Annotated in this window: 17 protein-coding genes; 10 read left to right on the top strand and 7 right to left on the bottom strand. The window is 62.8% G+C overall.

Annotation, left to right across the window (positions count from 1 at the left end; genetic code table 11):
* Position 1: 1 nt before the first annotated feature.
* The 6 genes from Q8X48_RS21020 to Q8X48_RS21045 all read right to left on the bottom strand — a co-directional run bounded on the left by Q8X48_RS21020 (position 2) and on the right by Q8X48_RS21045 (position 6,960).
* Complete coding sequence (locus tag Q8X48_RS21020; protein WP_217837967.1) at positions 2 to 1,141, bottom strand: acyl-CoA dehydrogenase family protein; 1,140 nt, start codon at positions 1,139 to 1,141, stop codon at positions 2 to 4.
* Positions 1,142 to 1,385: 244 nt separating this feature from the next.
* On the bottom strand, positions 1,386 to 2,909 hold the full coding sequence (locus Q8X48_RS21025; RefSeq protein ID WP_407801852.1) for an acyl-CoA synthetase: 1,524 nt from the start codon (positions 2,907 to 2,909) through the stop codon (positions 1,386 to 1,388).
* On the bottom strand, positions 2,900 to 3,334 hold the full coding sequence (locus Q8X48_RS21030) for a PaaI family thioesterase (RefSeq protein ID WP_407801853.1): 435 nt from the start codon (positions 3,332 to 3,334) through the stop codon (positions 2,900 to 2,902). The genes Q8X48_RS21025 and Q8X48_RS21030 overlap by 10 nt, the downstream gene beginning before the upstream one ends.
* Positions 3,334 to 4,890, bottom strand: coding sequence for an acyl-CoA synthetase (locus tag Q8X48_RS21035; protein ID WP_407801854.1), 1,557 nt, complete (start codon positions 4,888 to 4,890; stop codon positions 3,334 to 3,336). Before Q8X48_RS21035 ends, Q8X48_RS21030 begins: the two co-directional genes overlap by 1 nt.
* A gap of 60 nt (positions 4,891 to 4,950) precedes the next feature.
* Positions 4,951 to 5,754 carry an enoyl-CoA hydratase/isomerase family protein gene (locus tag Q8X48_RS21040; RefSeq protein ID WP_407801855.1) on the bottom strand — a complete coding sequence of 268 codons (804 nt, stop codon included), beginning with the start codon at positions 5,752 to 5,754 and terminating at the stop codon, positions 4,951 to 4,953.
* Between the two features lie 51 nt (positions 5,755 to 5,805).
* Positions 5,806 to 6,960 (bottom strand): CaiB/BaiF CoA transferase family protein, encoded by a 1,155-nt coding sequence (locus Q8X48_RS21045; protein ID WP_407801856.1) that lies wholly within the window; start codon positions 6,958 to 6,960, stop codon positions 5,806 to 5,808.
* Positions 6,961 to 7,156: 196 nt separating this feature from the next.
* Between Q8X48_RS21045 and Q8X48_RS21050 the strand changes: the two genes are divergently transcribed.
* The 10 genes from Q8X48_RS21050 (at position 7,157) to Q8X48_RS21095 (ending at position 18,429) form a co-directional block, all read left to right on the top strand.
* On the top strand, positions 7,157 to 9,979 hold the full coding sequence (locus Q8X48_RS21050; protein ID WP_407801857.1) for a LuxR C-terminal-related transcriptional regulator: 2,823 nt from the start codon (positions 7,157 to 7,159) through the stop codon (positions 9,977 to 9,979).
* 258 nt (positions 9,980 to 10,237) lie between these two features.
* Positions 10,238 to 11,395: an acyl-CoA dehydrogenase family protein gene (locus Q8X48_RS21055; RefSeq protein ID WP_407801858.1), complete on the top strand. Its 1,158-nt coding sequence runs from the start codon at positions 10,238 to 10,240 to the stop codon at positions 11,393 to 11,395.
* Positions 11,396 to 11,422: 27 nt separating this feature from the next.
* Positions 11,423 to 12,607 (top strand): lipid-transfer protein, encoded by a 1,185-nt coding sequence (locus Q8X48_RS21060; RefSeq protein ID WP_407801859.1) that lies wholly within the window; start codon positions 11,423 to 11,425, stop codon positions 12,605 to 12,607.
* A 29-nt stretch (positions 12,608 to 12,636) separates the two neighbouring features.
* Positions 12,637 to 13,077, top strand: a complete 441-nt coding sequence (locus Q8X48_RS21065) for a MaoC family dehydratase N-terminal domain-containing protein (protein ID WP_407801860.1) — start codon at positions 12,637 to 12,639, stop codon at positions 13,075 to 13,077.
* A 14-nt stretch (positions 13,078 to 13,091) separates the two neighbouring features.
* Positions 13,092 to 13,508, top strand: coding sequence for a MaoC family dehydratase (locus Q8X48_RS21070; RefSeq protein WP_217837960.1), 417 nt, complete (start codon positions 13,092 to 13,094; stop codon positions 13,506 to 13,508).
* Positions 13,509 to 13,538: 30 nt separating this feature from the next.
* Complete coding sequence (locus tag Q8X48_RS21075) at positions 13,539 to 14,363, top strand: SDR family NAD(P)-dependent oxidoreductase (protein WP_407801861.1); 825 nt, start codon at positions 13,539 to 13,541, stop codon at positions 14,361 to 14,363.
* Positions 14,364 to 14,577: 214 nt separating this feature from the next.
* A complete protein-coding gene (locus Q8X48_RS21080) occupies positions 14,578 to 15,225 on the top strand; it encodes a TetR/AcrR family transcriptional regulator (RefSeq protein WP_407801862.1) in 648 nt (215 codons plus the stop codon).
* Entirely contained in the window at positions 15,222 to 15,854 is a 633-nt protein-coding gene (locus Q8X48_RS21085; protein WP_407801863.1) for an SDR family NAD(P)-dependent oxidoreductase, read from the top strand. Before Q8X48_RS21080 ends, Q8X48_RS21085 begins: the two co-directional genes overlap by 4 nt.
* Positions 15,855 to 15,938: 84 nt before the next feature.
* Positions 15,939 to 17,519: an arylsulfatase gene (locus tag Q8X48_RS21090; RefSeq protein ID WP_407801864.1), complete on the top strand. Its 1,581-nt coding sequence runs from the start codon at positions 15,939 to 15,941 to the stop codon at positions 17,517 to 17,519.
* Between the two features lie 112 nt (positions 17,520 to 17,631).
* A complete protein-coding gene (locus Q8X48_RS21095) occupies positions 17,632 to 18,429 on the top strand; it encodes a glycosyltransferase family 2 protein (protein ID WP_407801865.1) in 798 nt (265 codons plus the stop codon).
* A 74-nt stretch (positions 18,430 to 18,503) separates the two neighbouring features.
* Here Q8X48_RS21095 and sorB read toward each other — a convergent pair whose 3' ends face one another.
* Positions 18,504 to 19,139, bottom strand: a complete 636-nt coding sequence (sorB, locus tag Q8X48_RS21100; protein ID WP_407801866.1) for a SorB family sulfite dehydrogenase c-type cytochrome subunit — start codon at positions 19,137 to 19,139, stop codon at positions 18,504 to 18,506.
* Positions 19,140 to 19,145: the final 6 nt, after the last annotated feature.

The following is a 19,145-nucleotide window of genomic DNA, read 5'->3' on the forward strand; positions in this document are numbered from 1 at the left end:
ATCACAACTGGCGCGCGATGAGTTCGCGCAGCACTTCGCTGGTGCCACCGAAGACACGCGTCACGCGCATGTCGACGAAGGCGCGGGCGATCGGGTACTCCATCATGTAGCCGTAGCCGCCATGCAGCTGGACCATGTCGTCGATGCACTTCCACAGTGTTTCGGTGGCGAAGAGCTTGGCGATGGCCGACTCCTGCACCGTGAGGCGACGACGCATGTGCTCACTGATGTAGTGGTCGATGGTCAGGCGCACGGCCGTGGCCTGGGCCTTGATGTCCGCGAGCTTGAATTTGGTGTTCTGGAAGTCCCAGACAGTCTGGTTGAACGCCTTGCGGTCCTTCACGTACTCGACGGTCTGCTCCAGCAGGCGTTCGAGCTTGGCGGCGCAATACAGGGCAATCACCAGACGCTCTTGCGGCAGCTCCTCCATCAGGTGCATGAAGCCCTTGTTTTCTTCACCGAGCAGGTTGCCCACCGGCACACGGACATCGTCGAAGAACAGCTCGGCGGTGTCGGCAGCGTGCTGGCCGACCTTGTCCAGCTTGCGGCCACGGCGGAAACCCTCGCGATTGCACTCGACCATGATCAGGCTGCAGCCCTTGGCCCCGGCACTCGGGTCGGTCTTGCACACGACCACCACCATGTCGCAGGTCAGGCCGTTGCTGATGAAGGTCTTGCTGCCGTTGATCACCCACTCGTCGCCGTCACGCACGGCGGTGGTGCGGATCGCCTTGAGGTCGGAACCGGTGCCCGGCTCGGTCATCGCGACGGCCAGTACGGTTTCGCCGGTGCAGATTTTCGGCAGCCATTTCTGCTTCTGCTCTTCGGTGCCCAGACGCACGATGTAGGGCGCGACGATGTCCGAATGCACGCCCAGGCTCCAGCCCGAAACCCCGGCGCGGTACAGCTCTTCGATCAACACCGCCGAGTGCCCGAAATCACCACCGCCACCGCCATATTCGGTGGGCACGGTGAGGCACAACAGGTTATGGCGGCCAGCCTTGAGCCAGGTTTCCCGGTCGACCTGCCCGGCCTCGTCCCACTGCGCCTGTTTGGGCAGACACTCACGCTCGAAGAAACGCCGCGCGGTGTCGCGCAGCATTTCGTGGTCTTCACGGTAGACGGTACGGTTGATATGCATCGGGATCTCCAGTGGGTTGCCAGGCAAGGCTTGCGCCTGGTTCGTGGAACCACTGTATTGGCGGGGGGTGGGTCGTGAAGCCACCCGGATCGGGTAGCGATTGCGATGGGGTGAACAATGGAGTTCAGGGGAGGCACACAGACCCTTGTGGGAGCGCTCGCGAAAGCAGTGGATCAGTCAACATCATTGCTGGATGTCATAATGCCTTCGCGAGCAGTCTCGCTCCCACAGGGGGGTGGTTTGGCTACTTGCGCAGTTCGCGCTTGAGGACTTTGCCGGCGGCCGACAGCGGCAGTTCGTCGCGGAATTCGACGGTTTTCGGGCATTTGTAGGGTGCGATGAACTCGCGGCAGTACCTGCGTAATTGCTCGGCATCGACCTGGGCACCGGGCTTGCGCACCACCACCGCGTGCACCGCCTCGCCCCACTGTTCATGGGGAACGCCGAGCACCGCGCACAGCGCCACGGCCGGGTGCCGCGCCAATACGTTTTCGACTTCCGCCGAGTAAACATTCTCGCCACCGCTGACGATCATGTCCTTCAAGCGGTCGACGATGAACAGGTATCCCTGCTCGTCCATGTACGCTCCGTCGCCGGTGAACAGCCAGCCATCGCGCAATGCCTTGGCGGTTTCCTCGGGCTTATTCCAGTAACCCTGCATGATGTTCGGCCCGCGCACGATGATCTCGCCCACCATGCCACGCGCAACTTCCTGACCTTGCGGGTCGACGATCTTCACGTTGACCCCCAACCCGCCGCGCCCGACCGAACGCGACAGACCACTCTTGCGTGCCTGCGGCGTGTGATTGCACGGCAGATTGCTCGACACCACCGGGCAGGCTTCGGTCAGCCCGTAGGAATGAGAAAGCTCGAGATCCGGAAGCCGGGCCAATACCTGCTCCACCATTTCGCCAGCGCTGGGTGACGCACCGTAGGTCAGGCGTTTCAGGCTACTGAGGTCATGGCGATCGAAGTCCGGATGGGCCAGCAGCGCGAGGATCATGGTCGGCACCAGCAGCGTCTCGGTGATCCGTTCCCGCTCGATCACCTGCAGCACTTGGGCCGCGTCGAAATTCGACAGCAGCACATGGCTTTCACCGGCCATGAACTGAATCAGTGCCCGAGCCATGCCGGCGACGTGGAACAGCGGCGCCACGTGCAACAGTCGACCGTCACGGATCGGCGGCATGTCGACCATGCGCGGCATGCACGCCGACCACAGGTTCAAGTGCGACTGCATCACGCCCTTGGGAAACCCGGTGGTGCCGCCGGTGTACATGATGCAGGCGAGGTCTTCACCGCCACGCCCGGCATCCTCGACCGGCGCGATCTGGCCAATCAATTGCTCGAAACCCAGCATGCCCACCGGCACTTCGCCCTCGCCTGCATAGATAAACCGTGGCGCATGGCGGGCACTCCTGCGGATCTGCTCGGCCAGTGGTGCAAAGTGTTCATCGACGATAAGGATGCCGGTACTGCAATCGTCCAGCGAATAGACGATCTCCGGCACGCTCCAGCGGATGTTCACCGGGTTGAGCACCCCACCGCCCCACCACACGCCCATGATGTATTCCAGGTAGCGGTCGGAGTTGAGCGCCAGCATGCCGACCCGATCGCCGGCCGCCATGCCCAGATTCTGCAAGGTACCGGCCAGGCGAGCGACACGATCACCAAACTGTCGATAGGTCCGACGGCGATCACCGAAAACCGTCGCGAGCTGATCCGGATTTTGTTGCAATGTGCGCTGCAGGCATTGGGTCATGTACATGGCATCTGGCCCTTCCACGGGGTGAAGACGCCGTTGGCACGTAACACCAGGCGCTCGCCGACCTTCAACAGGCAGTTGGCGTTGATGAAGGTGCCGCCGCTCTTGAGCACTTGCACATGCGCCTCCAGCCAGTCTCCTTCGCGCACCGGACCGAGGTAATCGACGTTCAGATTGACCGTCACTGCCACCGACTGCGACACCGAATGGCGCCGCAAAATGACGCCGAACGCGCTGTCCGCCACCGTGGCGAGAAAGCCGCCGTGGGCGATGCGCACGTAATTGAGATGCTGCGGTTCGAGACGCACCGCCAGGATGGGCAGCGTTTCATGCACATAAAAGTCGCCGCAACAGCGCAAAAAACCCGAGCGTTGTTCCAGCGCGCAGAAGCCCTCGGGAATCAATGCGCCACCGTTCACCTGTGGCATCAGCTGACACCCCGGTCCTTGCCGGCCCAAAACGGTTCGCGCAGATCGCGCTTGAGCACCTTGCCAGCGCCAGACAGCGGCAACGCAGTGCGGAACTCGACCGACTTCGGCGTCTTGTAGCCCGCGATCTGCCGCCGGCAATGCTCGATGATCGCGGCGCCCGCGGCTTCGTGATCGGGCTTGAGCACGATCACCGCATGCACCGCTTCGCCCCACTGCGCGCACGGAATGCCGATCACTGCGCAGGCAGCGACGGCCGGGTGACTGGAAATCGCGCTTTCGACTTCACCCGAATAAACATTTTCGCCACCGCTGACGATCATGTCCTTGAAGCGGTCGACGATGTAGACATAGCCGTCGTCGTCCATGTAGGCGCCGTCGCCGGTGTGCATCCAGCCGCCACGCAGGGCCTGGGCGGTTTCTTCGGGTTTGTTCCAGTAGCCGAGCATGATGTTCGGGCCACGGACCAGCACTTCGCCGACCGTGCCGCGCGGCACCTCGTTGTCATGTTCGTCGACGATGCGCACGGTCACGCCCAGCCCGGGGCGCCCGGCAGAACGCAATCGGCCATTGGCGATGCCCTCGACGCTATGGTTTTCCGGTCCGTTGGCGCAAATCGGTGGCGCCGCTTCGGTCATGCCGTAGCCCTGGGTGAACTCGACATTCGGCAACGCCTTGAGCGCCAGCTCCAGCAAGGGCACGGCAATCGGCGAGGCACCGTAGGTGAGACTGCGCAGGCAGCTCAGGTCATGTCTGGCGAAATCCGGGTGCATGATCAATACCTGAAGCATGGTCGGCACGATCAGGATATCGGTGATGCGCTCGCGCTCGATGGTACGCATCACGTCCAGGGCATCGAAGGCCGGGACGAAAATGCTCGGCAGACCGAGCAGCGAGATCAGGATGACCCGCGACAGCGCCGCCAGGTGGAACATCGGCGCGATGTGCAGGGTCAGGGCATCCGCCGGCACTGGCACATCGGCCGCGCGGGCCACGGCAGCGGTCCACAGGTTCATGTGCGACTGCATCACGCCCTTCGGCCGGCCGGTCGTGCCGCCGGTGTACATGATGCTCGCCAGGTCATCACCGCCGCGAAAGGCGTCGTCCACCGGCGTAGCTTCACGAATCAGTTGCTCATAGGACAGCATGCCTTGCGGCAATGGCCCGTCGCCGATGTGAACCAGCAAAGGCCGTACCTTGGCGCTGTCGGCGATGTTTTCGGCCATGGGCAGGAAGGTGTCGTCGATCAGCAGGATGCGCGTGTCACAGTCGTCCAGCGAGTAGACGATTTCCGGCACGCTCCAGCGTATATTGACCGGGTTGACCACGCCGCCGCCCCACCAGGTCGCCAGGAAATACTCAAGGAATCGGTCGGAGTTCAGGCCCAGCAGGCCGACGCGGTCGCCGGTCTGCATCCCCAGTTGCTGCAAGGCCCCGGCCAGACGAGCCACCCGCTCGGCCAGTTCGGCATAGGTGCGGCGGCGGTCGCGAAAGACCGTCGCCACGGCATGGGGACGTTGCTGCAACACGCGGTGCAGGCCTTGGGTCAAATACATGGGGGTCTCCTGTAAATTATTGTTGTCAGGGCAGGACGAATGCGGCGCTTGCCTGTTGCGTCAGGTGCCGGTGTACTTCGGTGAACGCTGTTCGACCTGGGCCATGCGCCCCTCGGCGTGATCTTCGCTGTCACGCAGCAAACCCCAGTGCAGATGGGCCTGGGTGACGAAATCCCGGGGTGCGAGGTGGGCGGTCTGCAAGGCCAGGCGCTTGATCGACTGCACCGCCAGCGGGCCATTGGCGGCAATGCGCCCGGCCAGATCCAGCGCCGCTGGCAGCAGACGGTCCTGGGGCAGCAGCTCTATGATCAAACCGATGTCCAAAGCCTCCTGTGCGCCGATCGACTCCCCGGTCAGGGCCATTTTCATCGCGTGTGCCGCCGGAATCGCACGCAGCAGGTATTGCACGCCGCCGGCCGCCGGAATGGTCGCGTCGCACACTTCAGGCAAGCCGAACGTAGCGCTGGACGAAGCGATGCGCAGATCGCATTGCAGCGCCAGCTCAAGACCGCCTCCCAGGCAGGCACCATTGATGGCGGCAACCACCGGTTTCCAGATGTCCAGGTCGCTGAGGTCGAACAGTCGGCTGTAGCCCCCCTCCTCGGCTTCGGTCTCGCGACTCTTGAGGGTGCCGGCGACGAAACCCGATGCGGCCAGCAGCGACTCCTGGTGGCTCGCGCCGCTGCAAAATGCACGCTCGCCGGCACCGGTCAGGACGATGACCCGCACCTGTTCGTCATCCTGGCAGGCGCCCAGGGTCTTGCGCAGGTGCATCAAATCGCTGAGGGTCAGCGCGTTATTCGACTGTTGCGCATCGAGCGTGACAAGTGCCACGTGATCGATGATCTTGAACTGAATGGCCATGGATGACTCCTGCGCTGCACGGATCTTTATGTTTTTTCGGGGCGCACGCGTTCAGGCGCGCCATCCCAGACCCAGCGCACGCAAGCGCTCGATGGCCGCTGTGTCGAACCCCCAGTCGCGCAGTGCGTCGCCGCCGTGTTCGCCACGCTCGGGGGCGGGTTGCGGTTGCGCCGATGGCGTGCCCAGGAAACGCGGAGCCGGGACCGGTTGCACAACCCCGTCAACCTCGATGAAGCTGCCACGGGCAACGCCGTGGGGATGCCGGGCGGCTTCGACAAGCCCCAGCACCGGTGCAACGCAAGCGTCGCTGCCTTCGAACGCGGCCACCCACTGCTCGCGGGTGCGGCCCAGGAACGCAGCGGTGAAGGCCTCACGCAGCCGCGGCCAGCCAGCCCGGTCGTGCTGATTGGGCAGGTCGGCGTTGGAGAGTCCGAGAATTTCCAGCATCTGCGCATAGAAGCGCGACTCGATCGGCCCGATTGCCATGTACTGGCCGTCGCGGGTTTCGTAGGTGTCATACCAGGGCGCGCCGCCATCGAGCAGGTTGCTGCCGCGCTGTTCTTTCCAGTGCCCGCCGGCCAGCAGGCCCCAGATCACCGAGCCCAGTTGCGCCGCACCTTCGGTCATGGCCGCGTCGACCACCTGGCCGGCGCCGCCGCGCTGCACGTTGACCAGTGCCGCCAGCACGCCCATCGCCAGCAGCATGCCGCCACCGCCGTAGTCGCCCACCAGGTTCAGCGGCGGCACCGGTCGCCCACCGGCCAGGCCGATGCTCGACAACACACCTGACAAGGCGATGTAGTTCAGGTCATGCCCGGCGCGGTCGGCCATCGGGCCGGTCTGCCCCCAACCAGTCATCCGCGCGTAGACCAGGCGTGGATTGCGCTTGAACGCGATGTCAGGGCCAAGACCCAGGCGCTCCATCGTGCCGGGGCGAAACCCTTCAATCACCACATCGGCACGTTCGATCAGTTCCAGCGCAGCGGCGACACTGTCTGGGCGTTTCAAATCGAGGGTGACCGAACGCCGATTGCGCCCGGTAATATCGGCACGTTTGCCTTCCAGCTTCGGCCCCAGGTCACTGGCCTTCTGCGGGCGGTCGATGCGCACCACGTCGGCCCCCATGTCGGCCAACAGCATGGTGCCAAACGGCGCCGGCCCGATTGCCTCAAACTCCACCACCCGAATGCCACTCAATACGCCCATTGCCAACGCTCCACTGTTCTGACGGAGCGCCACAGCACTCCTATTGTTGTGCCTTCCAGTAGATCAATCCGTTGATCGACGACCACCACCCGCATCGGGTGGTGGCCGCCAAAGACAGGGTCATGCCCCCCATGCTCTGGGTTACACTCGATGAGATTCGACGCACTCACAAAACAAGAAAGAATCGGACAGCCCCATGGATAAACACCGCAAGTCCAATGTATCGGACCCCCATGCCAGCCAGGTCTTCAATCCGGTTCAGTCCCCGATCGTCAGCACCAAACTGATTCCGCCGCGCAGCACCGGGCGCCTGATTTCCCGCGAACGCCTGCAGGATCAAATGCTCAAGGCCCGACGCCTGCGCTGCATCGTGCTCAAGGGGCCGGCCGGCTGCGGCAAGACCTCGACCCTGATCGCCTGGCGCCAGGCGCTGTTGCCGTTGGGGTTCGACGTGGCGTGGCTGACGCTGTCGGCGGACGACAACGAACTGACGCGTGTTCTTGACTACCTGCTGGCAAGCCTCGGCCAAATCGACCCGGCGCTGGTGCGGGACGCGACTCAACTGGAAGGTCGCGGCATCGACAGCGAGGCCGTTGAGCGCACCGTCATCACCCTGGTGCGCAGCATTGCCAGCCGTGGCCGTGAACTGGTGCTGGTACTCGACGACCTGCACCACCTGACCGACGTGGGCATTCACCAGGCCCTGCAATGGCTGATCGACTACGCCCCGGCCAACCTGCATTTGGCGCTGGTATCGCGCAGTGCCGTGCCGTTGTCCCTGGCGCGGTTGCGCAGCCAGGAACTGGTACTCGAGCTGAACCTGCGGGACTTGCGCTTCACGGCGATCGAGTCCGAACAGTTCCTCAAGGCGCAGTTGGGCGAGGTCAATGCCCGTGACGCCAGGATGATGCATGAGCTGACAGATGGTTGGGTCGCCGGCCTGCAACTGCTCGCTGTCAGCCGCAAAAAGAACCGCCCGCCTGCCACCCCGGACGCCACGTCAGTGCACCCGCAGCTGCGGGACGATCAAGCCTTCGCCAAATTTTTCGAAGTCGAAGTGCTGTCTCACCTGTCGCCGACCGACCTCGACCTGCTGCTGCTCATGGCCGTGTGCAACCGATTCTGCGCCTCGTTGTGCGCCGCTCTCAGCGGCCACCCCCAGGCGGTTGCCGAAGCGAATGCACTACTGACGCGCATGGAGCGGGACAACCTGTTCCTGATCCCGGTGGACAGCGCCGAACGTGAAACCTGGTATCGCCTGCACCCGCTGTTGCGCGAAACCCTGCTCAAGTATTTCGACTCCCGCAGCAAGGCCGAGCAACACGCGGTGCACGTGCGGGCGTGGCACTGGTTCCGTGACCACCATCACCTGGATGAAGCGGTGCACCATGCGGTCATGGGCGGCGACCCGGCTGCCGCCGCCGACCTGGTGGAGCAACACGCCGAGGCGCTCTACGCCCATGGCGACCTGCGCATGTTGATCGAGCTGGTACGGCTGTTGCCGGTCGAACAGGTACAGGCCCGGGTCAAGCTGCGCATCCTCAAGGCGCGAATGCAGCTGTATGCCAGGGATTTCGTGGCCTGCACCGCCAGCCTCGAACAGCTGTTTCGCGACGTTCCCGAGAGCGAAGTCCATGACCACTTCATGATCTCGCTGCTGCGCGCCTCCCTGGCCCTGCAACGGGATGACACCGACGCGGCCATGACGGTCCTGCCGCAACTGCTCAACCCGCCGCCGGGCAGCAACAGCGTGGCCATCGGCTCCTGCGCCAACATCCTGTCCTGGCTGTACATGCACCGCGGCGAATACGAAAAGGCCCGGCAGGTACAACTCGACCGGCCGAACCTGCTGATCAATGGCGAACCGCTGCTGGGGACCACGGCCGGCAGCCTTCAGGGTCGTTGCATGATTGGCTTGAGCCTGGCCCTTGAAGGCCAGATGACTCAGGCGGAAAGAGTTTACCGCGACGTGCTGCATGAGGCCGGCCAATGTGGCAAGGCCGGTGCCGACGCGACTTATCTCTCCGCCGCGCTGCTCGGTGAGGTGCTGTACGAAACCAACGATGTCGACGCCGCGTTCAAAATGCTCTCGGGCTGGATCGACATTCTCGAACGGATTTCGATTCCCGATTCCGTCCTGCGTGTGCTGCAAGTGTTATGGAACGTGCAATGGCTGGCAGGTAACCATCAAGAAGCCCTGGCGTTTGTCGAGCGGCTGGATGAGTACGCGATCAAACTCGGTCTGGAGCGCCTGCAAGCCTACTGCCTGACCTGGCAAGTGCGCTGGTTGCTGATTCTCGGGGAGACGGCACAAGCCCAGGCCAAACTGGCGCGCCTGGAAGCCATCGACGCGCGTCACCCGGATGCCGGGCACACGGCCCTGAAGGAAATCCACATCCTGGCCGAGAATGCCCGCGCTCGCTGGCAACTGATCCAGGGTGATCTGGACGGGGCTTGCGATCGCATAGAGCGATTGATCGAAACCTGCGACCGGCATCGTCGCCAACTCGGGGCAACGCGCCTGCTGGTGCTCAGCGCCGTGATCGAGTCCGAACGCGGCAACCATGAACGGGCACGGATCAAAATCATCGAAGCCTTGCGCCGAGGTCAACGCTTTGGCCTGGTGCGCAGCCTCCTCGACGCCCATCCGGATGGCTTGAAACTGATCTGCGATATCGCCGCCCGCGAAGTCCTGGACCCGGTGCTGGCGTTTTATGTCGAGCGCTTGCAGGCGGCCGAGGCCACGACCCCGGCGATCTCGAAGGTCAAACCTGCGACAACGGCCACCAGCAAACCGTTGACGGCCGGGATCGAACCGTTGAGCGAGCGGGAAATCGAAGTCGTGCGCCTCTTGGCCCAGGCCCTGCCCAACAAGAAAATCGCCCGCGCCTTGGGGCTCTCGCCGGAAACCGTGAAATGGCACCTGAGCCATATCTACAGCAAGCTCGGCGTCAGCAGCCGCGATGAAGCGGTGGCGCGGGTGCGGGATCTTGAATCGCAGTCCCCAGACAATCGATAAACCCTGTGGGAGCGGGCTTGCTCCGGGCGGCGATCCGACGAAGAGGCCACTACATCCAACATGGATGTCGAATGACACACCGCTTTCGCGGGCAAGCCCGCACCCACAGGGTCCTTGGTGTTCCTCTCCCGCCGTCAAATTCTCTCCCCGCCACCCGCCTCGGGTGGCGTTCGTATCAGCCCCCCAACCTATCGTAACCCTCAGATCACAGGCGCAGTCCGCGCCTTGCGTAAGCGCTCGGCCCAAGGCCGGCCTGCCATGTTTGAGGAGTCTTGCGTGCATATCGCCCGAACCGTTTTCCGCGACGACCATGAGATGTTCCGCACCACCGTGCGCCGTTTTTTCGAGCGTGAATGCCTGCCGCGCCAGGCCGCCTGGGACAAGGCCGGCCAGGTCGACCGCGAAACCTGGCTCAAGGCCGGCCGCGAAGGTTTGCTCGGCATCACCCTGCCCACCGAATACGGTGGTGGCGGCGGTGATTTCGGTCACTGCGCGGTGTTCAACGAGGAGTTCGCCCGGGCCGGCGTGAGTGGCGCCTACTTCGGCATGCATTCGGACGTCATCGCCCCGTACATCAATCGCTGCGGCAACGAAGAACAGAAACACAAGTGGCTGCCCGGCATCTGCTCTGGCGAGATCATCCTGGCCATCGCCATGACCGAGCCCGGTACCGGCAGCGACCTCAAGGCCGTGCGCACCACCGCCGTGCGCGATGGCGACGAATACGTGATCAACGGCAGCAAGACCTTCATCAGCAACGGCCTGACCGCCGACCTGGTCATCGTCGTGTGCAAGACCGACCCGGCCACCGGCGCCAAGGGCATCAGCCTGATCGCCGTGGAAGCCAGCCGTGCCGGTTTCAAGCGCGGGCGCAAACTGGAGAAAGTCGGCCAGGCCGCCGCCGATACTTCCGAACTGTTCTTCGACAACGTCCGCGTGCCCGTCGGCAACCGCCTCGGCGAGGAAGGCCTGGGCTTTACCTATCTGATGGGCGAACTGCCCCAGGAGCGCTTCTCCATTGCCGTGTCCGCCGCCGCCAAGCTGGAGCGCCTGCTGGAGCAGACCCTCGAGTACGTGAAGGACCGCAAGGCCTTCAACCAGACCGTCTGGGACTTCCAGAACAGCAAATTCAAGCTCGCCGATATCAAGGCCCAGGCCACCGCCATGCGGGTGATGGTCGACTACTACCTGGGCGAGCACATGCGCCGGCGCCTGACCCTGGAAGAAGCGGCCATCGCCAAGCTCTTCACCACCGAGACCCTGTGGAAATGCATCGACGACATGGTCCAGCTGCACGGTGGCTACGGCTACATGATGGAGTACCCGATCGCCCGCGCTTTCGTCGACTCACGGGTCAATCGCATCTACGGCGGCACCAGTGAAGTCATGCGCGAAATGATCGCGCGCAAGCTCTGAACCTCTCAAACAACAAGGAAAACAACGATGAGCAATAAAGTGTTCGTTGCTGGCGTCGGCATGATCCAGTTCAAGAAACCGGGAACCAACGAGCCCTACGACGTCATGGGTGAACAGGCGATCCGCCAGGCCCTGGCCGATTCGGGTGTGGATTTCAATGACATCCAGCAGGCCTACGCCGGTTATGTCTACGGCGACTCCACCTGCGGCCAGAAAGCCTTGTACCGCGTGGGCATGACCGGCATCCCGCTGATCAACGTCAACAACAACTGCGCCACCGGCTCCAGCGCCCTGTTCCTCGCTCGCCAGGCGGTACAAAGCGGCGCGGTGGACTGTGCCCTGGCGTTTGGTTTCGAACACATGAACCCGGGTGCCTTGAAATCCGCCTGGACCGATCGCGCACCGGCCACCGAACGTGCCCTGGTGCTGGCCAACGAACTGATCGGCATGCCTGACCTGCCCAATGCCATCCGCCAGTTCGGCGGCGCCGGCTACGCGCACATGCACAAGTACGGCACCCGACTGGAAACCTTCGCCAAGATCCGCGCCAAGGCCAGCCGTCACGCCGCCAATAACCCGCTGGCGGTGTTCCGCAACGTGGTGAGCAGCGAAGAAGTCATGGCCGCCCCGATGCTGTGGGAAGGCGTGATGACGCGATTGATGGCCTGCCCGCCGACCTGTGGTGCTGCCGCGGCCATCGTGGTGTCCGAAGCGTTCGCGAAAAAGCACGGCCTGCGCACCGACGTATTGATGGCAGGCCAGGCGCTGACCACTGACCTGCCGAGCACCTACGACGCCAGGGACATGATCCGCGTGGTCGGATTCGACATGACGCGCATGGCGGCGGATATCGCCTACAACCAGGCCGGCATCGGCCCCCAGGACATCGACGTCATCGAACTGCACGACTGCTTCGCGCAGAACGAACTGTTGACCTATGAAGGCCTGGGCCTGTGCGCCGAGGGCGGCGGCGAGCGACTGGTCAACGATGGCGACAACACCTATGGCGGCAAATGGGTGACCAATCCGTCCGGCGGCCTGCTCTCCAAAGGCCACCCGCTGGGCGCCACCGGACTGGCCCAGTGCTTTGAACTGACCCACCAATTGCGCGGCACCGCCGAACAACGCCAGGTGCAGGACGCGCGCATTGCGGTGCAGCACAACCTCGGCCTGGGCGGCGCCTGCGTGGTCACCGTTTACCAGAAAAACTGACGCGCCCGCAGAGCTTAGGAGCCATTTCGATGATCGACAAGAAACACATCGGCAGACAACTGCCCGCTTTCCTCGTGACCGCCGAAGCCGGGCAATTGCGCTTCTTCGCCAAGGCCACCGGTGAAACCAACCCGGTTTACTTTGACGAACAGGCCGCACGCGATGCCGGGTATCCCAACCTGCCGCTGCCGCCGACCTTTCTGTTCTCGCTGGAGTTCCAGATTCCTTCGAACGCCTGGCGTGACGAACTGGGCATCGTCACCGCGCGCATTTTGCACGGCGAAGAATCCTTCCGTTATCACCGCATGGCCCATGCCGGCGACACCTTGCGCTTCGATGTGCGCATCGCCGACATCTACGACAAGAAAGGCGGCGCCCTGGAATTCGTGGTGCGCGAAACCCGGGTCACCAATCAGCACGGTGAGCACGTTGCGGACCTGCGCAGCGTGCTTGTGCAGCGCAACAGCTGAAGCGGAGAACACTGATGAACGCGATTAGCCTGGAAAAAATCAACGTCGGCGACACCCTGCCACCCCTGGCCTTGCCGCCGATCAACCGCACCACCCTGGCCCTGTTCGCCGGTGCGTCGGGTGACCACAACGCCATCCACATCGACACCGATTACGCCCGCCGGGCCGGCATGCCCGACGTGTTCGCCCACGGCATGTTGTCGATGGCCTACCTCGGTCGCCTGCTGACCCAATGGGTTGATCAGCGCCAGTTGCGCGAGTTCGGCGTGCGCTTTCTCGGCATCACCCACCTGGGTCACCAGATCACCTGCACCGGCACTGTCGTCGAGCGCTTCGAGGTCGAGGGCGAGCAACGGATCAAGGTCGAAGTGCGCACCACCAATCAATACGGCGAGACCAAGATCGTTGGCGACGCCGTGATCGCTCTGTAAACAAAACTGATCACTGAGGAGCAACACCCCATGGCAAAACTCGAAGGCAAAGTCGCACTGGTCACCGGTTCCGGTCGTGGCATCGGTCAACAGATCGCCCTGAAACTGGCGAGCGAAGGCGCGCGCATCGTGATCAACGACCTTGACGCCGACCCGGCCCACGAGACCGCTGAAATGATCCGCAAGCTGGGTGGCGAAGCCGCCGTCTGCCACGGCAACGTCAGCGCCCCGGACTTCGGCGACCGCTACGTCAAGACCGCGATGGACAACTTCGGCGCCATCGACATCATCGTCAACAATGCCGGCTACACCTGGGACGATGTGATCCAGAAGATGAGCGACGAGCAGTGGTACGCCATTCTCGACTGCCACATGACCGCGCCCTTCCGCATCCTGCGGGCCGCCTACCCGATCATCAAGGCCCAGGCCCAGGCCGATGTGGCGGCAGAGCGCGAGGTGTTCCGCAAAGTGGTGAACATTTCTTCGGTGTCGGCCCTCAACGGCAACGCCGGGCAGATGAACTACTCCTCGGCCAAGGCCGGCGTCATCGGCATGACCCGTGCGCTGGCGCGCGAATGGGGTCGTTTCAAGGTCAACGTCAATGCTGTGGCCTTCGGTTTCATCGAAACCCGCATGACCAAGGCCGACGCCCATGCCGGCGCCACGGTGAACATCGAAGGTCGTGACATCCGTGTCGGCATCAGCCCGGAAGCCGCCAAGTCGTTCGCCCAACGCAACCCGCTGGGTCGTCCGGGCACCGTGCAGGAAGCGGCCGATGCGGTGTACCTGTTCTGCTCGCCGGAGTCGAACTACATCACGGCGCAGACCATCGCGGTCGCTGGCAATCTGCAATAAGCAATATAGATAAACAACCACCACTGTGGCGAGGGGGCTTGCCCCCGTTGGGCTGCGCAGCGGCCCCCGACAATCTGTCAGTTGTTGCGAATGGGCAGAGACACGACTGCTTCGCAGCCGAACGGGGTGGTGCGGCATTCCGACAAGCCCCCTCGCCACAAAAGCTCCTCCGCCACAACTTCGTTTGAGTTTTGATGACCGCAGGATCACTCCCATGAACATGACTGAAAGCAACATCCGCCTGGCCGCCATCAAACTGATCTCGCGCAACGGCTTCGGCTCGATGAGCCTGCGCCAGCTCGCCACTGAAGCTGGCATCAACGCCTCGACGCTGTACCTCTACTACAAAGGCAAAAACGAACTGCTGCTGGAGCTGATTCTCGAGTATTTCCAAGGTGTGTCTCGGGAGTGGGCACGGCGTCGCCCCAAAAAGTCCGCGACCGCCGATATCAAACTGCTCGCCTTCATCGCCTGCCACGTGCGTTATCACCTGGAACACCAGGACGAGGCCATGCTCGGCAACCTGGAGTTCAGAAGCCTCGCCGAAGAGGATCTGGAGCAGGTCCGCCAAGTCCGGCGCCAGTACCTGAGCGCCCTGCAGGAACTGCTCGAGCAAGGGGTCAAGGAAGGTTCGCTGAGCTGCGCCGAACCCAAACTGATGGCCCGCACCCTGTTCAACATGCTCACCCATGCCTGCGTCTGGTACCAGGCCGATGGTCGCTGGAGCATCGATGCCGTCATCCGCCATTACTCGGAACTGGTGTTGAAAATGCTCGGCGCCGCGCCTGTTCCGTCGCCCGGGATACCTGTCCCACGAGCCCTGATCACCCGCCGCCCGATGACCGCGGAGGCACGCCCATGAGCGATCCCATGCAGCCGTTTTCCATGGCCGGCAAGACCGTTCTGGTGGCCGATGCCAGCACCCGCCTGGGCGCGCATTTCGCCCGCCTGATCAGCCTCGCCGGCGCCCGTGTGGCCCTCGGCGGCCAGCACCCTTCGCAGTTGGAGCAACTGGCGGCCGACCTGCATTGGGAAGGTGGCGAAGTCATGGTCGTCAGCCTCGACAGCGCCCGCAGACCGAGCATAGAAGCCGCACTGGACACCGTGCAGCAACGATTCGGCAGCGTCGATGTGCTGATCAACAACAGCGCCGAGCGCGAGCATGTTGCCCTGAACAATCACATCGTCCACTGCACCAGCCTGCACATGATACGGGCCGAACGCGGTGGCAGCATCGTCAACATCGACCCGCCGCCGCGCCCCATCAGCGAGCCGAACCCGTGCCTGCGCGCCAATAGCAGCCTGATCCGTATGAGCCGCGCCATGGCCCAATCGCTGACGCCGCACCGCATTCGCGTCAACGTCATCGCGGCCGGTCGAGGCAAGGAAGCCGTCCTGCAAGAACTCAACGGCCCCTTGTTACTGCTGGCCAGCGGTGCCGGTGCCAGCGTCACCGGCGCGGTGCTGCATATCGACGGCCACGCCACCTGATACGGGTGGCGTGTTGTTTCTGGCACCCCTTGAATATCGGAACCTGTCGCCCTGCGCGACGCCCGTCAACAAGGAGCCAGTCAGATGACTCGCATAAAAAAGTGGCTGCCGAAACTCGCCCTGGCGGCGACAACGGTCATGGCAATGGCGGCGAATGCCGCTGACAAACCCAACATTCTGGTAATTTTCGGCGATGACATCGGCCAGACCAACATCAGCGCCTATTCCATGGGCGTGGTCGGCTACAAGACGCCGAACATCGACCGCATCGCCCACGAAGGCATGCTGTTCACCGACTACTACGCGGAGAACAGCTGCACCGCCGGGCGCTCGTCGTTCATCACCGGCCAGTCACCGCTGCGCACCGGCCTGACCAAGGTGGGCGTGCCGGGCGCGCCGATCGGCCTGCAAAAACGCGACATCACCATTGCCCAGGCGCTCAAGTCCCAGGGTTATGCAACCGGCCAGTTCGGCAAGAACCACCTGGGTGACAAGGACGAGTTCCTGCCGACCAACCACGGTTTCGACGAGTTCTTCGGCAACCTCTATCACCTCAACGCCGAAGAGGAGCCCGAGCGCCCTTACTGGCCCAAGGATGACCCTGACTTCGTCAAGGCCAGGACGCCGCGCGGCGTGATCCACAGCTACGCCGACGGCAAGATCGAAGACACCGGTGCGCTGACCGCCAAGCGCATGGAAACCATCGACGACGAAACCACGGCTGCCGCTCAATCCTTCATCGAGAAACAAGCGAAGGCCGATAAACCGTTCTTCGTCTGGATGAACACCACACGCATGCATTTGTTCACCCACGTGCGCGATTCGATGAAGGGCCAGAGCGGCATGCCCGGCAACGATTACGCCGATGGCATGCTGGAACACGACGGCGATGTCGGCAAACTGCTGAAGACCCTCGATGACCTGAAAATCACCGACAACACCATTGTCGTCTACACCACCGACAACGGACCGAACCAGTTCTCCTGGCCGGACGCAGCGACCACGCCGTTCCGTAACGAGAAGAACTCTAACTGGGAAGGCGCCTACCGCGTGCCGGCGATCATTCGTTGGCCGGGCAAGATCAAGGCCGGTGAAGTCTCCAACGAAATGTTCTCGGGCATGGACTGGTTCCCGACCCTGTTGGCAGCCGCGGGCGAAACCGACGTGAAGGAAAAGCTGCTCAAGGGTTGGGCACCGACCTCGGGTGGCAACAACTTCAAAGTGCACCTGGACGGCTACAACCAGTTGCCGTACCTGACCGGTCAACAGCCTAAAGGCGAGCGCCGCGAGTTCTACTACTTCAACGACGACGGCGTGCTGGTTTCCATGCGCTTCGACAACTGGAAAGTGGTCTTCGCCGAACAGCGCGAACCCGGTGGCTTTGCGGTGTGGAGCAGCCCGTTCGTGCCACTGCGTGTGCCGAAGCTGTTCAACCTGCGCATGGACCCGTATGAGCGGGCTGACCTGGTCTCGGATCAGTACAACGACTGGCTGGTGAAAAACTCCTACCTGATGGCCGCGGGTGTGGCCAAGGCGGCGCGCTTCCTGCAGACCTTCATCGAGTACCCGCCGAGCCAGAAGCCTGCCAGTTTCAGCGTTGACCAGATTCGCGCGGCAGTCGATGCGAAAATCGAAGAGAAGCTGAAAAACCAGGCCAAACCCTAGGCGTATCGAGACCGCCTGAATGCAAAAGGCCAACCCGCCCAGGTGAAATTAAGCTTGGGCTAAGGTTGCCTGTTTAGTCTTCGAGGCTTTCAGGTAGTCGAGCATTTCGAAGATGGCCCGTGTCGATACAAGCGCCAAACCGCCGTTCAGCATCGTGCTGGTGAATTACAAAACCCTCGATCTGACCAGGATCTGCCTGGACCTTTTGCGTGAGCCTGCACGCAAAGCCGGGATTCCAGTCTGGGTAGTGGACAACGATTCGGCGGACGCCAGCGTCGAGTATCTGCGCTCACTGGACTGGATCAACCTGATCGAACGCGATGCCCCCACCAAAGAGCCGGGCCATATCGCCCATGGCAAGGCACTGGACATGGCGCTGGCCAGGATCAATACCGACCATCTGTTCCTGATGCACACCGACACCTTCGTCTTCGATGCCAACATCTTTGCGCTGATGATGGAACACTGCGCCAGAGACCAAAATGTCATCGCGGTCGGCTGCACCGAGCAGCTCAATCGCGGGTTGCCAAGGACTGTCTGGCGCTTCACCTCACGCTTCGCAAAACACCATTTGCGTCGCCTGAAACTGTCCCTGGGCCTGCGTTCAAGAGAACCGAAGCCCTACACCGAGACTTACCTGAAAAGCTTTTGCACCCTGTGGAATTGCAGGCTGATGAAGCAGCAGGGTCTGCATTTTCAGATCGATGACCGGGTGCCCGGTTATGAGCTGCAAGACCGCGCGATCGGCCTCGGCTACAAGGTGGTGTTTCTGTCCCCCGGCAAAATCTTCAAGTACCTGGACCATGTCCAGGCCGGCACCGTCGCCGCTGCTGGCGGATATGGCCGGGATCACCGGCGGACCAAAATGTACCAGGACATTCTCAAGCGCTTCAGTGCCGCCAATCCCTAGATGGATTGAACAAATCGCACTCACAGAAAAGCCCACTGAACCGGCGACGGTCAGTGGGCTTTTTTGCATCAGGCTCACTGGCTCATGATGAACGTCGCCAGGCTTTTCAGGTCGTCCGGGCTCAACTGCGCGAAGGGCGGCATGGGCACCTCCCCCCACTTCCCGCTGCCGCCGTGCTGAATGCTGGACATTATCCGGACCAAGGCCTGGGGGTCATTGGCATACCTGACCGCCACATCGTGATAGGCCGGGCCGACGACCTTATGGTCGATTGCGTGACAGGACAGGCAGGCGTTGTCCTTGAGCAAGGCCGAAGCCACTTTTGCCACCGATACCGTCGGCGGCTGTTCCACTGGCGGGTTCGAGGCTGCCTGGACATCGGCGTCGGTGGCCTTGGCACTGCCGTAGGTCGCCGCCAGGTAGGCGCCGATCACACTCACGTCCCGGTCGCTGATCGGAGCACCGTACACGTGCTGCATCTTGCCCGCTTCGGCAGTCCACTGTGCCAGGCTCATGCCGGGCGGCTGGAAATTGATGTAGTCGGCCGAATGGCAGGTGGAGCACTTCTGCTGCGCCAATGGGTAACCAGGCAGCGAACTGGGTTTGAACACTGCCGTCTCGGGCGGCAAGGTGATCGAAAGTGGCGCGGCGTCAGCCAGGGTCATCAGGCAAACCTGGGCGGCGCACAGCAGGGAGGTCAAAATTTTCATGCAGCC

This window comes from Pseudomonas sp. QLc11A (assembly GCF_052112305.1).
Classification (GTDB): Bacteria; Pseudomonadota; Gammaproteobacteria; order Pseudomonadales; family Pseudomonadaceae; genus Aquipseudomonas; species Aquipseudomonas laurylsulfatiphila.